Origin of the sequence: Streptomyces drozdowiczii, from assembly GCF_026167665.1 — a bacterium.
Lineage (GTDB): Bacteria > Actinomycetota > Actinomycetes > Streptomycetales > Streptomycetaceae > Streptomyces > Streptomyces drozdowiczii_A.
Genome location: NZ_CP098740.1, coordinates 3689128 through 3703204 on the forward strand (window position 1 = coordinate 3689128; position 14077 = coordinate 3703204).

A 14077-nucleotide genomic window follows, 5' to 3' on the forward strand; every position below is an offset into this window, starting at 1 on the left:
AGGGCCTCCCGCCCGGCCGGTGCCAGGGCCTGCGGGCCCGGCGCCGCCCGGACGGGGGGCTCCCGGCCGGTCGTCCGGAAGGAGGGACGTCGATGAGTACGAAGGACTTCGTCGAGAAGGACTACTACAAGGTTCTCGGCGTCCCCAAGGACGCCACCGACGCCGAGATCAAGAAGGCGTACCGGAAGCTCGCCCGCGAGTTCCACCCGGACGCCAACAAGGGCGACGACAAGGCGGAGGAGCGCTTCAAGGAGATCTCCGAGGCGAATGACGTCCTCGGCGACGCCAAGAGGCGCAAGGAGTACGACGAGGCGCGCGCCCTCTTCGGCAACGGCGGCTTCCGGGCCGGGCCGGGCGGCGCCCAGGGCAACTTCAACTTCGACCTGGGGGACCTCTTCGGAGGCGCCCCGGGCGGGGGCCAGGGCGGCGGCGCCGGCGGTTTCGGCGGCGGCGGCCTCGGCGACGTGTTCGGCGGCCTCTTCAACCGCGGCGGCGGCGCCGGTACGAGGGTGCAGCCGCGGCGCGGCCAGGACATCGAGTCCGAGGTGACGCTCAGCTTCACCGAGGCGGTCGACGGGGCCACGGTCCCGCTCCGGATGTCCAGCCAGGCCCCCTGCAAGGCGTGTTCCGGCACCGGCGACAAGAACGGCACCCCCAGGGTCTGCCCGACCTGTGTCGGCACCGGTCAGGTCTCGCGCGGCAGCGGCGGCGGCTTCTCGCTGACCGACCCGTGCGTGGACTGCAAGGGCCGCGGCCTCATCGCCCAGGACCCCTGCGACGTCTGCAAGGGCAGCGGCCGGGCCCGCTCCTCGAAGACCATGCAGGTGCGCATCCCGGCGGGCGTCTCGGACGGGCAGCGCATCCGGCTGCGCGGCAAGGGCGCCCCCGGCGAGCGCGGCGGACCGGCCGGCGATCTGTACGTCGTGGTCCATGTCGACGCCCACCCGGTCTTCGGCCGCAAGGGCGACAACCTCACCGTCACGGTGCCCGTCACCTTCACGGAGGCGGCGCTCGGCGGCGAGGTGAAGGTGCCGACGCTCGGCGGACCGTCCGTGACGCTCAAGCTACCGGCCGGTACGCCGAATGGGCGTACGATGCGGGCCCGCGGCAAGGGCGCGGTCCGCAAGGACGGCACCCGGGGCGACCTCCTGGTCACCGTCGAGGTGACCGTGCCGACCGACCTCGGTACCGAGGCCCGGGACGCGCTGGAGGCATACCGCAAGGCGACCGCGGGGCATGACCCGAGGGCGGAGCTGTTCCAGGCGGCGAAGGGAGCTTGAGGTGGACGGCCGACGGCGTAATCCTTATGAACTGACCGACGAGTCCCCGGTGTACGTGATCTCGATCGCGGCCCAGCTCTCGGGCCTGCATCCGCAGACACTGCGCCAGTACGACCGCCTCGGCCTGGTGTCGCCCGACCGCACGGCCGGACGCGGCCGGCGCTACTCGGCCCGCGACATCGAGCTGCTGCGTACGGTGCAGCAGCTGTCGCAGGACGAGGGCATCAACCTCGCCGGCATCAAGCGCATCATCGAGCTGGAGAACCAGGTCGCGGCGCTCCAGCAGCGCGTCGCCGAACTCTCGGCGGCCGTGGACGGAGCCGCAGCGGCCATGCAGCAGCGCGAGGCCCAGGTCCACGCGTCGTACCGGCGCGATCTGGTCCCGTACCAGGACGTGCAGCAGACCAGCGCCCTGGTGGTCTGGCGCCCCAAGCGCCCCAAGGACTGACCCCGCGCCCAGGCGGCCCGCCACCCCGGTCAACCGGGGGCGGCGGGCCGCTTCGCGTTGTCCGCCGTCATCGGGCGGGCTCCGCGATGCCGGACCGGACGAGCAGGGCGCCGAGGTGGGTGCGGCTGGTGGCGTCGAGGGTGTGCATGAGTTTGGCGATGTGGGCACGGCAGGTGCGGACGCTGATGCCGAGCTTGCGGGCCACCATCTGGTCGGTGTTCCCCTCGACGAGGAGGCGGGCGACGCTCAGCTGGGCGGCGGTGACCGGGGTATCGTGCGCGGGCGCCTGAAGGGGAGAGGTGAGCGGCTTGGCCTGGGCCCACAGCACCTCGTACACCTGGATCAGGTAGCGCACGAGGGCGGGGTGGCGGATCTCCAAGGCGGCGTCGCGGTTGGCGCTGGCGGGGATCAGGGCGACGGCGCGGTCGAAGATGATGAGCCGTTCGGCCGTCTGCTCGATGGTGCGGACCTGGATGTTGGCGGGCGGGATCTCATCCAGATACGCCTTGATGGGCTGGTTGTAGCGCGCGGGGTGCTGGTAGATGTGGCGCAGAGACACGCCGCGTTCGGCCATGGCGAGGGCACGGCCCAGCGCCTTCGAGAGCCTCTCCTCCTCCCGTCCGGTCCCGCCGGGTTGCAGCGTCAGGACCTCTTCCCGCGTGTTGCCCAGAGCGTTCTCGATGGCCGTGTCGATCAGTGGAAGGCCCTCGAGGACGGTGATCGCGAGGTTGGGGTCGGTGCTGGCGACGGAGGCCAGGGGTGCCAGGGAGTCGGCGAGGGCGGCGGAGAGCCGGATGCGTTCGTGGATCTCGCGGGTGACCGGCTGGAGCAGATGGGCGAGCGCCGCGGACGGAGGCACCGGTCGGATCCAGCCATCGTCCTGTGGATCGGGATGGACGAGAGCCAACTCGATGAGGCACGGGGCGGGTTCGAGAGCGTAGCGGGGCAGCCGGCCGGCTCTGAGCGCTTCGCTGTACGTCGTGACGCCGGCCTCGCACAGTTCCAGATCACCGTGCGGCTGATGCGATATGCCCTCGTGCTTGCCCATTTGTGACCCCCCACTTTTGGCAATGCAGCAAGATGACGGTGGTGCCAGCCTAGTTCCCGGGCCAGTGTGGACGTGTCGGGGGAGCCGGGAACTCCCCCGGCTGATCTGGGGCGTGGCCATGCTCTCCCCCATTGCGTGGCACGCCCGCCCGGCCCGGGGGGTGGGGATCTTTGGGGCCGGCCGGTCAGGAATCCTGGTCCAGGATTCCTGACCGGGCGATCAGATAGCCGAGTTGGGCGCGACTGGTGCTGCCGAGAACGGCGGACAGCTTCGCGACGTGGGCACGGCAGGTACGCACATTCATGCCGAGACGGCGGGCTATGGCTTCATCGACGTGGCCCTCCACCAGGAGTTGGGCGATGGAGCGCTGCACGCCCGTGATGCCGTCGCGCGCTGGATCGTAGGGCGCCGCCTCGTTCAGTGGGACAGCCCTGCTCCAGAGCTGTTCGAATACCTTCGTCAGGTACGCGACCAGCCCGGGGTGCCGCAGCTCCAGGGCGATGGGCGGATCGTCCCTGGCCGGAATGAACGCCACAGTGTCATCGCAGATGATGAGGCGCTCGATGAGTTCCTCCAGCGTCCGGATCTCCATACGCGCGCCGGCCATGAGGTCCACGTACGCGTAGGTGCGCTGACTGTGCCTGACAGTGTGCTGGTATAGCGTGCGTACGCTGATCCCGGAATCGATGAGAGGTTTGCTGCGTGCCAGGGCCTCGCTCAGGACCTCCTCGCTGCGCTTGCCGCCGGGCTGGACGGTCAGCACTTCCGTCCGACTCTCGGAGATGGCCAGATCCAGAGCCCCGTTGATCCGGTCGATGCCTTCCAGCACCGTGATCGCATGGGTGGCCGCAGGCCGCTGCGCGCTGATCGCCATGAACGGTTCGAACGCGTCGGTCAGTTCCACCGACGTCCGCCTACGGTCCTGGATCTCGCGCTCCAGGGGATGAAGCCGCTGGGCGAGGGCGGCGGACGGCGGCACTGGCCGGAGCCAGGAATCATCGTCGGGGTCGGGCAGCAATAGGCCGAATTCGAGCAGGCACGGAGCCGGTTCCACCTCGGTTCGGGCGATGCGTCCGACGCCCAGCGCGGCCGAGTACAGCCTGACCCCATCGGTGCATAGATTCGCGACCGAGTGAGTATGTGCCGTTTTGGCGTCGATTGCGGGCAAAGCTCCACCCCCCAGGGTCCTGAACATTCAGGAACATGATGCATCGGTTCTGTGGCTTTGACGTGTCCGAATGAGCCATCGTCTTCAAGTGGAGCGGGGGAGACGATTCCATCAGGTGAGGACGAAGCCGGCTATGTACAAGAGATTGCTTCGCTCAGTGCTTGGCACTGTCGTTGCGGCTGCTGCGCTACTGCTCATGGCGCAGGTCTCTCCGTCAGACCTCGCGTGGGGCCGCGACTCTGCAGCCGTCGGTAATCTGCCGCAGGCTGATGTGGGGTGGGGTTACTCGATTCCGCAGGACAAAGCATGACCACCCCCCGGACGACCGGACCTTCCGGCGTGAGATGGCGACCGCCTACCGGTCAGGGTGGCATTTCATCGATCTCGTCACGGCGCTGCCGCACCGTGGTGACTCGTTGATGGTCACTCTGTTCGGCGACCCGGTCGTCGTCGCCCGCGAGGACGACGGGGAGGTCCGCGCCTACCGGTGCCTCCGCAAGCCGCGGGGCGCGCCGCAGCCGGTGCGCTGTGCCATCCGCTACGACATGATCTTTGTGAATCTCGCACAGCGTGACCACCAGCTGTTCGAGCCCGAAACCATTGCCGCCACCCCCCACAGTGCCTGAGCGATCCCCCGTCGTTCCACGTCGCTCAGTCACTTCCCCCACACAACGGCGCCACCGTGACCTGAACACGGTGGCGCCGTTGTGCTGTGCCCGGGGGCACCACGCTCAGCCCCGGCCGAGCGCCCGGTCGAGGGTGATCTCGATGACGACCCGGTCCGGGTTGGGCGACGGCACCCGGTCGTAGCGCTCCGTGTGGCGGCGTACGGCCTCCGCGACCCGCTCCGGGTCCGCGCTGATCCGGGCCACGCCCTCCAGGGTCGCCCAGCGGCGGCGGTGCACCTGGCACGCCGCGACCCGGGCGCCGTCCGGGCCCGCGGCCAGGATGTTGGCCACCTTGCGGCTGTTCTTGTTGGTGATGACCCGGGCGAGGCCCGCCTCGGGGTCGTACGTCACGCACACCGGGACGACGTGCGGCGTGCCGTCCGGGCGGGGTGTCGTGAGCGTGCACACATGGCTCTCGCGCCAGAACGCGAGGTACTCGGGGCTCGGCTGGTGTACGTCGACTGCCATGCGCCCCAGCGTATGCGGGCGGGAACGGCCTGCGGTGGCGGGTGCCCGCGACGGCCGGTTCACTCGGAAGAGGGGCAGGGGCGCGTTTCGCCTTGAGTGGGATGCGCTCAACTTTGGCCGCGGCCAGCCTTGAGTGGAATAGACTCAACTTTGTACACGTTGACCGTGTCAGTAGTGGGAACGGACTCGTCATCGCAAGGAGGAGACAGCGCACGTGGACGCCGAGCTGACCAACAGGAGCAGGGACGCCATCAACGCGGCCACCAGCAGGGCCGTGAAGGACGGGCACCCCGATCTGACCCCGGGGCATCTGCTGCTGGCGCTGCTCTCGGGCGAGGACAACGAGAATCTGGTCGATCTGCTGGCCGCCGTCGAGGCCGACCAGATCGCCGTACGCACCGGGACGGAACGGCTCCTGGCCGCGCAGCCCAGCGTGACCGGGTCGACCGTCGCACCGCCCCAGCCCAACCGCGAACTGCTCGCCGTCATCGCGGACGCCGCGCAGCGCGCCAAGGAGCTGGGCGACGACTACGTCTCCACCGAGCACCTGCTGATCGGGATCGCCGCGAAGGGCGGCCGTGCCGGTGAGATCCTCGACGGGCAGGGGGCCAGTGCGAAGAAGCTGCTGGACGCGTTCGAGAAGAGCAGGGGAGGGCGCCGGGTGACCACTCCCGACCCGGAGGGCCAGTACAAGGCCCTGGAGAAATTCGGCACGGACTTCACCGCCGCCGCGCGCGAGGGCAAGCTCGACCCGGTCATCGGCCGGGACCAGGAGATCCGCCGCGTCGTCCAGGTGCTCTCGCGGCGCACCAAGAACAACCCGGTGCTCATCGGTGAGCCGGGCGTCGGCAAGACCGCCGTGGTCGAAGGGCTCGCCCAGCGCATCGTGAAGGGCGACGTTCCCGAATCCCTCAAGGACAAACGGCTCGTCTCGCTCGACCTGGGCGCCATGGTCGCGGGCGCGAAGTACCGCGGCGAGTTCGAGGAGCGCCTGAAGACCGTCCTCTCCGAGATCAAGGAGAGCGACGGCCAGATCATCACGTTCATCGACGAGCTGCACACCGTCGTGGGCGCGGGCGCCGGCGGCGACTCCGCGATGGACGCGGGCAACATGCTCAAGCCGATGCTGGCCCGCGGCGAGCTGCGGATGGTCGGCGCGACCACGCTGGACGAGTACCGCGAGCGGATCGAGAAGGACCCCGCCCTGGAGCGCCGCTTCCAGCAGGTGCTGGTCGCCGAGCCGTCCGTCGAGGACACCATCGCGATCCTCCGCGGCCTCAAGGGGAGGTACGAGGCCCACCACAAGGTCCAGATCGCGGACGCGTCCCTGGTCGCCGCCGCGACCCTGTCCGACCGGTACATCACCTCCCGCTTCCTGCCCGACAAGGCCATCGACCTCGTGGACGAGGCGGCCTCCCGGCTGCGCATGGAGATCGATTCCTCGCCCGTCGAGATCGACGAGCTCCAGCGCTCCGTCGACCGGCTGCACATGGAGGAGCTGGCCCTCCGGAACGAGACCGACGCCGCCTCCAAGCAGCGTCTGGAGAAGCTGCGCCGCGACCTCGCCGACAAGGAGGAGGAGCTGCGCGGCCTCAACGCCCGCTGGGAGAAGGAGAAGCAGGGCCTCAACCGGGTCGGTGAGCTGAAGGAACGCCTGGACGACCTGCGCGGCCAGGCCGAACGCGCCCAGCGCGACGGCGACTTCGACACCGCGTCGAAGCTGCTGTACGGGGAGATCCCCGGCCTGGAACGCGAGCTGGCCGAGGCCGACGAGGCCGAGCAGGAGGCCGCCCGCGAGCCCAAGGAGACCCTGGTCAAGGAAGAGGTCGGGCCGGACGACATCGCGGATGTCGTGGGCGCCTGGACCGGCATCCCGGCCGGCCGCCTCCTGGAGGGCGAGACGCAGAAGCTGCTGCGCATGGAGTCGGAGCTGGGCAAGCGGCTGATCGGCCAGACCGAGGCCGTGCAGGCCGTCTCGGACGCGGTACGCCGCACCCGCGCCGGCATCGCCGACCCCGACCGCCCCACCGGCTCGTTCCTGTTCCTCGGCCCGACCGGTGTCGGCAAGACCGAGCTGGCGAAGGCCCTCGCGGACTTCCTCTTCGACGACGAGCGGGCCATGGTCCGCATCGACATGAGCGAGTACAGCGAGAAGCACAGCGTCGCCCGGCTGGTCGGCGCCCCGCCCGGTTACGTCGGTTACGAGGAGGGCGGCCAGCTCACGGAGGCGGTCCGCCGCCGCCCGTACACCGTCGTCCTGCTGGACGAGGTCGAGAAGGCCCACCCCGAGGTCTTCGACATCCTGCTCCAGGTCCTGGACGACGGCCGGCTCACCGACGGGCAGGGCCGGACGGTGGACTTCCGGAACACCATCCTGATCCTGACGTCCAACCTCGGCAGCCAGTTCCTGACCGATCCGCTGACGAAACCGGAAGAGAAGAAGAGCCAGGTCCTGGAGGTCGTCCGGGCCTCCTTCAAGCCGGAGTTCCTGAACCGCCTTGACGACCTGGTGGTCTTCTCCGCGCTGTCCGGCGACGAGCTGGCGCACATCGCGGGCCTCCAGATCGACCGGCTCGCCAAGCGCCTGGCCGACCGGCGGCTCACCCTGGACGTCACCCCGGAGGCCCTGGCCTGGCTGGCCGAGGAGGGCAACGACCCGGCGTACGGCGCCCGGCCGCTGCGCCGCCTCATCCAGACGGCGATCGGCGACCGCCTCGCGAAGGAGATCCTGGCGGGCGAGATCAGGGACGGCGACACGGTCCGCGTGGACCGCTTCGAGGACGGCCTGATCGTGGGCGCGGCGAGCTGAGACCAGCAGCCGCCGCGTCATAAGCGGAATCCGTACGGCGTAGTCGGAACGCCCCGGCCCCGGTCCCCGCCGGCTGAATATCAGCTTGTGGCGGATCGGGGCCTTCCGGGCTTGCCATGCCCCGCCCGCGATAAGAGAGGATGGCAGTCAACCGCACGAAGGGAAATAACGGTGAGCATCGATCCGTCCTCGATTCCTAACTTCGGGGCTCAGCCCGAACCGCAGGCGGCAGGACCGGAGGGCCCCGTCGTCCCTGACCAGGACCTCGTCAAGCAGCTGCTGGACCAGATGGAGCTGAAGTACGTCGTCGACGACGAGGGCGACCTCGCCGCGCCGTGGGAGGAATTCCGCACGTACTTCATGTTCCGCGGCGAGGGCGAGCAGCAGGTCTTCTCGGTCCGTACGTTCTACGACCGCCCGCACGCCACGGACCAGCGTCCGGTCCTCCTCGACGCGATCGACGACTGGAACCGCCGCACCCTGTGGCCCAAGGTCTACACGCACACCCACGAGCCCGAGGAGGGCTCCGAGGAGGCCGGCCCGTCGGTCCGCCTGATCGGTGAGGCGCAGATGCTCATCGGCACCGGCGTCTCCCTGGAGCACTTCGTCTCCTCGACGGTCAGCTGGGTGCGCGCCTCGATCGAGTTCGACAAGTGGCTGCTGGAGCGCCTGGGCCTGGCCCCGGCCGAGCAGAAGTCCGAGGACGGCACGGAGCAGTCCGCTCCGGACGCCTGAGCCGCAGGCGTTTCGACGAGGCCCGGTGCGGGAATCCCGCACCGGGCCTCGTCGTGCGTCACAGCTGCTTGAGCCGGGTGACGGCCTCTTCGAGCACGTCCGTCCTCTTGCAGAACGTGAAGCGGACGAAGGGTGCGCCCTGGTCGCGGTGGTCGTAGAAGACGGCGTTGGGGACGGCCACCACCCCGCAGCGTTCCGGCAGTGCCCGGCAGAACGCGATGCCGTCGCCGGTCGCGTCGAGCGGGCGGATGTCGGTGGTGACGAAGTACGTGCCGGCCGGCCGGTACACGGCGAAACCGGCCTCGGCGAGGCCCGTGCAGAGCAGGTCCCGCTTGGCGCGCAGGTCCGCGCGCAGCTCCTCGTAGAAGCTGTCGGGCAGCCGCAGCGCCTCGGCGACGGCGTACTGGAGGGGGCCGCCGGAGACGTACGTCAGGTACTGCTTCGCCGAGCGCACCGCCGTCACCAGCTCCGCGCTTCCGGTGACCCAGCCGATCTTCCAGCCGGTGTACGAGAATGTCTTGCCGGCGGAAGAAATGGTGACCGTGCGGTCGCGCATGCCGGGGAAGCCGGCCAGTGGCAGGTGTTCGCCCTCGAAGACCAGGTGCTCGTACACCTCGTCGGTGACGACGAGCAGGTCGTGCTCGCGGGCCAGCTCCGCGATCGCGTGCAGTTCCTCGCGGCTGAGGACGGTGCCGGTGGGGTTGTGCGGGGTGTTGATCAGCAGCAGCCGGGTACGCCGGGTGACCGCCGCGCGCAGTTCGTCGAGATCCAGCCGATAGGTGCCTGCGGAGGTGTCGGGGCGCAGGGTGACGGGAACGCGTGTCGCGCCCGCCATCGCGATGCAGGCGGCGTACGAGTCGTAGTACGGCTCCAGCGCGATGACCTCGTCGCCGGGCTCCAGGAGCGCCAGGAGCGAGGCGGCGATGGCCTCGGTGGCGCCCGCGGTGACCAGTACCTCCGTGTCGGGGTCGTACGCCAGGCCGTAGCGCCGCTGCTGGTGGCCGGTGATCGCGGTGCGCAGCTCGGGGACGCCGGGGCCGGGCGGGTACTGGTTTCCGTGTCCGGCGCGCAGGGCACGCACCGCGGCCTCGCGGACCTCCTCGGGGCCGTCGGTGTCCGGGAAGCCCTGGCCGAGGTTGATGGCTCCGGTGCGGACGGCCAGCGCGGACATCTCCGCGAAGATCGTCGTGCCGAACTCGGCGAGGCGGCGGTTGAGCAGCGGTCGTCCGTGTGTCATGGCCGCCATCCTGCGCGCAAGCTCTGGACTTGCTCAAGTCTGCTTTGGCCGTACGGCGGCTGGGGCATCTCCCCTGCACGCCGGAAGGGCGCGGAGCGGGGGCCTCGCTTCGGGGACGGAAGGGAGTGAGGTCATGGGCGGTGCAGTGGTCGGGGTGGTGCTGATCGTGCTGGTGTTCGCGCTCGTCGCGGTGCTGTCGAAGGGCGGCGGACGGGGGCGTGCGCCGGCGCGCGGCAGGCGGCGGGGTGCGGCGCGCGGCTCGGCCGCCGGGGGCAGCTGGTGGGCCGGGGACGGCGGCGGCTCGTCCTGCGGGAGCGGGGGGCACTCGGGCGGCCACTCGGGCGGCCACTCGGGCGGCCACTCCTGCGGCGGGGGTTCTTCGTGCGGAGGGGGTTCCTCCTGCGGCGGCGGAGGCGGATGCGGCGGAGGCAGCTGACACGGGGCAGTTGGTCCGCGAGGGCGTGTCCCGCACACGCCCCGGAGCCCGGCGGGACGCACGGCGCACGCGCCAAGTCCCGCCGGGTTCCTTTTTGTTGGGGCCTCCCACGGGTCTGCGGTGAACAGGTGAGCGGAAGGCCCCCCGAGGGGGATGGAAACCCCGGCAAGTTGGGCAAAAACGCTGTGAGTGCGGCGTAGTTCGTGATTCCCTCATGGGAGAGAACATCCAGCCCTCGGACCCCAGTTGGACCTGATCGGGCGCTTCCCACCTCCCACGCGTACGACGCGGGGGCGTCCCCTGTCCATGTGTCCACGCGTGTTTGCGGAGCCGACCCATGCTCACGACCCTTCATACGGCCTATTCCGATACCCGTGCCGCCGATCTGGCCTGGGCGCTGGGGCGCGAGCCGCTCCCCGCGCTGGCCGTCCTCGACCTCGAACTCGCCGGCGCCACCCTGCAACTGCGGCTGCTCGGCGCCTCCCACCAGGTGCTCCTCGAGGAGGAGCAGGGCAGCTGTTCCGAGACCGTCGCCTGCATGCCCGGCAGCAGCACCCCGCTGCCGCTGGGCGTCGCCAAGCGGATCGGCGACTGGGAGTACGAGTTCGCGGCCCGCGTCGAGACGCTGAACGCGGGTTCGTTCGCCGGGCGCGCACAGGAGTTGCTGGCGCTCGTCGCCGACCACCCCCACGGCCTGGCCGGAACGTTTCCGGGCAGCCCGGACGCCTTCACGGCCATGCTCGCCCAGCGGACGGAGGGCCAGGTGCGGTGGCGCACCTGGCACGCGTACCCGCAGGAGGGCCAGCTCGTCGTGACGCGGACCCGGGTGGGCGTACGGACGCCCGCGGTGGCGGTGTGACGCACAACCGCTGCGCCTCGGGTGCGCCAGTTACACCCTTGTGGGTGACAAGCGGCAAGCGATCAGTGACGTAGCGTTCGCGGCATGATCGACCAGCAGGTGTCGCTGCGAGGGGGCGCGGCGCGGCTTCCCGTCCGGCCGAGGACAGGTCGGTACCTCGTGCTGGCCGCCGTCTTCGTCTGTGCCGCCTGCGGACTGGTGTACGAACTCGAACTGGTGGCGCTCGCCTCCTATCTGATCGGTGACTCGGTCACCCAGGCGTCCGTCGTGCTCTCCGTGATGGTGTTCGCGATGGGGATCGGCTCGCTGCTCGCGAAACGTTTACGCAACCGGGCGGCGGTGGGGTTCGGGCTGATCGAGGCGGCGCTCGCCCTGGTGGGCGGCTTCTCGGCGCTGGTGCTCTACGCGTCGTTCGCCTGGTTCGGAGAGTCGCGGTACGCGCTGGTCGGTTTCTCGCTGACGATCGGCATCCTGATCGGCGCGGAGATCCCCCTGCTGATGACGCTGATCCAGCGGGTGGACCGGCAGGACGCGGGCGGGGCCGTCGCCGATCTGTTCGCGGCGGACTACGTGGGCGCGCTCGTCGGCGGCCTGGCCTTCCCGTTCCTACTGCTGCCGATGCTGGGCCAGCTCACCGGCGCGCTGCTGACCGGCGCGGTGAACGCGGCGGCGGGCGGGGCGCTGGTGCTGTGGGTGTTCCGGCGGGACCTGACCCCGAGAACCCGGTGGCTGCTGATCGCCGCCAACGTCACGGTGATCGCGGTGCTGGCCACGGCCGCGCTGTTGGCCGACGACTTCGAGCGCGCGGCGCGCCGCGCGGTGTACGGGGACCAGGTGCGGGTCGCCGTGCAGACCGATGTGCAGGAGGTCGTGCTGACCGGGGCAGGCCGCAGCTCCCTGGACCTCTATCTGGACGGGCGGCTGCGGGTCAGCTCCCGCGACGAGTACCGGTACCACGAGGCGCTGGTGCACCCGGCGATGAACGGGACGCACGCCCGGGTGCTGATCCTGGGCGGCGGGGACGGGCTGGCAGCGCGGGAGGTGCTGCGCTACCCGGACGTGCGGAGCGTGACCCTGGTCGAGCTGGACCCGGCCGTCACCCGACTGGCCCGTACGGACCGCGCGCTCTCCGCGCTGAACGCGCACGCACTGGACGACCCCCGCGTGACGACGGTGACCGGGGACGCGTTCACCTGGCTGCGGACCGCCCGCGGCCGCTACGACGTGGTGATCTCCGACCTTCCCGACCCCGGGATCTCCGCCAGCACGAAGCTCTACTCGGCGGAGTTCTACGGCCTGGTCGCCGAGGCCCTGGCACCCGGCGGACGGCTCGTGGTGCACGCGGGACCGCCCGTCGTACGGCCGCGCACCTACTGGACGGTCGAGGCGTCCATGCGGGCCGCCGGGCTGCGTCCGCGCCCCTATCGGATCAGCGGCCGCCGGACGGGCTTCGCTCCCGGCCCCGACCGGGCCGGGAGCGGTTCGGACGGGGACCGCGGCTGGGGGTTCCTGCTGGCCGGGAGGGCGGCGACGCCTCCGCTCGGCCTGGCCCCGGACGCGCCCGCGCTGCGCTCCCTGAGCGGGCCGGGGCTGCTGGATGCGGGGCGCGGGGCGGAGGCCGGGCGGCTGTCCGGCCTCGCGCCGTCGACGCTGGTGCACCCGCGCTACTGGGAGGAGCGGTGAGGTGCGGCGAGCGGGCGCTCACGGGCGATGGCGGTGACGGGGTGCGGGAGCGGTCGCGGGCGCGGAAGCGCTGACGGGACGGCCGGGGCTGAGTAGGCTCGTTCACCATGGAGCATGAGGTGTTCGTTCCGGTTCCGGTCCCGGCCCTGCGGCGGACGCTGGGCGACCCCGTCCGGGTCGCCCGCTGTGTACCGGGGTTCCAGCAGGACGCCGACGCGTCGGCGGGCCCCCTGGCGGGCCGGCTCAGAATCCGGGCCGGCGGCCACACCATCACGTACCGGGGCACCCTGCGCCTCACGCCGTTGCCGGGCGACCCGGACGTGGACTCCGTGCACGCCGTCCTGGTGGAGGGCGAGGGCACGGAGGCCCGGGGCGGCGGCTCGGCGAAGCTGTCCCTGACCCTTCGGCTGACGGAGGGCGACGAGGGCACATCGATCGCCTTCGAGGGCGGCGCGACCGGTGACGGCCGCCTGCGGGACCTGGAGCCGGCCGCGGCGCTGTCGACGGCCCACCGCCTGCTGGACCGGTTCGCCCAGCAGCTCGTGACGGAGTCGCTGGCCGCCCAGGGCGAGGGCGCGGCCGACGAGGCGTGGGGAGGCGCCGGGGCGGGAGACGCCGGGGCGGAGGGCGCCGGGGCGTCCGCCGGTGCACCCGGGACGCCGGGCGCCGCCGAGGTCACCGCCGACGAGCTGGCCGTCGGGGAGGCCGTGGAGAAGGCGCTCGAAGAGGCCGCCGAGGAGGCGGACCAGACCGGCCCCGAGCCCTCGGCCGGCTCCCCGCTCAGCGGCTCCGGTCCGCTGAGCGGCGCCGAGGAGTCGCTGCCGACGCACGAGGCCGCCCCCGACGAGGCGCCGGGCGTGGAGCAGCCGGGGCAGCGGGGCGCGGAGCCGGAAGGGGCGCAGGACGACGAGGAGCCGTCGCAGGACCAGGAGTCCCTGTTCGACGCGCCCGTCCCGCCGTCGTCGCTGGACCCGGTCGCCGGGATCGAGTTCACCGTGCCGGACGAGCCGCCGGCCGAGGCCGCGCATGCCCGGCGCACCATGATCGGGCGCAGTGCGGAGGAGGTCGACCACGCTCCGCCGCGCGGCCGGTACGCCCCCGTGCCCTCGCCGGACTCGGGCGGTGCGGGTGCGACGTTGCGCTGGGTCGCCCCGGCCGCCGCGCTGGCCCTCGCCTCGGCGGTGGTCGTCAGCCGGGCGTTGCGGCGCCGGAGGTAGCGGCGCCAGTAGGGTCGTCCC

General features: G+C 71.3%; 13 protein-coding genes. 9 read left to right on the top strand and 4 right to left on the bottom strand.

Annotation, left to right across the window (positions count from 1 at the left end; genetic code table 11):
• Positions 1 to 92 precede the first annotated feature (92 nt).
• Both dnaJ and NEH16_RS16795 read left to right on the top strand, forming a co-directional pair.
• Positions 93 to 1280, top strand: a complete 1188-nt coding sequence (gene dnaJ / locus NEH16_RS16790; RefSeq protein WP_073966490.1) for a molecular chaperone DnaJ — start codon at positions 93 to 95, stop codon at positions 1278 to 1280.
• 1 nt (position 1281) lies between these two features.
• Positions 1282 to 1728 carry a heat shock protein transcriptional repressor HspR gene (locus NEH16_RS16795; RefSeq protein ID WP_018522258.1) on the top strand — a complete coding sequence of 149 codons (447 nt, stop codon included), beginning with the start codon at positions 1282 to 1284 and terminating at the stop codon, positions 1726 to 1728.
• 67 nt (positions 1729 to 1795) lie between these two features.
• Here the strand turns inward: NEH16_RS16795 and NEH16_RS16800 are convergent, their stop codons facing one another.
• Together NEH16_RS16800 and NEH16_RS16805 are read right to left on the bottom strand one after the other, a co-directional pair.
• The gene (locus tag NEH16_RS16800) at positions 1796 to 2776 is read right to left on the bottom strand and encodes a helix-turn-helix transcriptional regulator (RefSeq protein ID WP_265543313.1); all 981 of its coding nucleotides are present in this window, start codon (positions 2774 to 2776) and stop codon (positions 1796 to 1798) included.
• Positions 2777 to 2960: 184 nt separating this feature from the next.
• The gene (locus tag NEH16_RS16805) at positions 2961 to 3971 is read right to left on the bottom strand and encodes a response regulator transcription factor (RefSeq protein ID WP_079192931.1); all 1011 of its coding nucleotides are present in this window, start codon (positions 3969 to 3971) and stop codon (positions 2961 to 2963) included.
• Positions 3972 to 4213: 242 nt separating this feature from the next.
• Between NEH16_RS16805 and NEH16_RS16810 the strand changes: the two genes are divergently transcribed.
• Complete coding sequence (locus tag NEH16_RS16810; RefSeq protein WP_265547221.1) at positions 4214 to 4570, top strand: (2Fe-2S)-binding protein; 357 nt, start codon at positions 4214 to 4216, stop codon at positions 4568 to 4570.
• A 105-nt stretch (positions 4571 to 4675) separates the two neighbouring features.
• Here NEH16_RS16810 and NEH16_RS16815 read toward each other — a convergent pair whose 3' ends face one another.
• A complete protein-coding gene (locus NEH16_RS16815) occupies positions 4676 to 5080 on the bottom strand; it encodes a pyridoxamine 5'-phosphate oxidase family protein (protein WP_265543317.1) in 405 nt (134 codons plus the stop codon).
• 214 nt (positions 5081 to 5294) lie between these two features.
• Between NEH16_RS16815 and clpB the strand changes: the two genes are divergently transcribed.
• Both clpB and NEH16_RS16825 read left to right on the top strand, forming a co-directional pair.
• A complete protein-coding gene (gene clpB / locus NEH16_RS16820) occupies positions 5295 to 7889 on the top strand; it encodes an ATP-dependent chaperone ClpB (RefSeq protein WP_265543319.1) in 2595 nt (864 codons plus the stop codon).
• Between the two features lie 171 nt (positions 7890 to 8060).
• Positions 8061 to 8624, top strand: a complete 564-nt coding sequence (locus NEH16_RS16825; protein ID WP_265543320.1) for a YbjN domain-containing protein — start codon at positions 8061 to 8063, stop codon at positions 8622 to 8624.
• A 58-nt stretch (positions 8625 to 8682) separates the two neighbouring features.
• Here the strand turns inward: NEH16_RS16825 and NEH16_RS16830 are convergent, their stop codons facing one another.
• Positions 8683 to 9861: a pyridoxal phosphate-dependent aminotransferase gene (locus NEH16_RS16830; RefSeq protein ID WP_073966483.1), complete on the bottom strand. Its 1179-nt coding sequence runs from the start codon at positions 9859 to 9861 to the stop codon at positions 8683 to 8685.
• A gap of 133 nt (positions 9862 to 9994) precedes the next feature.
• Between NEH16_RS16830 and NEH16_RS16835 the strand changes: the two genes are divergently transcribed.
• The 4 genes from NEH16_RS16835 (at position 9995) to NEH16_RS16850 (ending at position 14056) form a co-directional block, all read left to right on the top strand.
• A complete protein-coding gene (locus NEH16_RS16835; protein ID WP_265543324.1) occupies positions 9995 to 10297 on the top strand; it encodes a hypothetical protein in 303 nt (100 codons plus the stop codon).
• 337 nt (positions 10298 to 10634) lie between these two features.
• The gene (locus tag NEH16_RS16840) at positions 10635 to 11156 is read left to right on the top strand and encodes a DUF2617 family protein (RefSeq protein ID WP_265543326.1); all 522 of its coding nucleotides are present in this window, start codon (positions 10635 to 10637) and stop codon (positions 11154 to 11156) included.
• Positions 11157 to 11240: 84 nt separating this feature from the next.
• The gene (locus tag NEH16_RS16845) at positions 11241 to 12839 is read left to right on the top strand and encodes a polyamine aminopropyltransferase (protein ID WP_265543328.1); all 1599 of its coding nucleotides are present in this window, start codon (positions 11241 to 11243) and stop codon (positions 12837 to 12839) included.
• A gap of 119 nt (positions 12840 to 12958) precedes the next feature.
• The gene (locus tag NEH16_RS16850) at positions 12959 to 14056 is read left to right on the top strand and encodes an SRPBCC domain-containing protein (RefSeq protein ID WP_265547223.1); all 1098 of its coding nucleotides are present in this window, start codon (positions 12959 to 12961) and stop codon (positions 14054 to 14056) included.
• Positions 14057 to 14077: the final 21 nt, after the last annotated feature.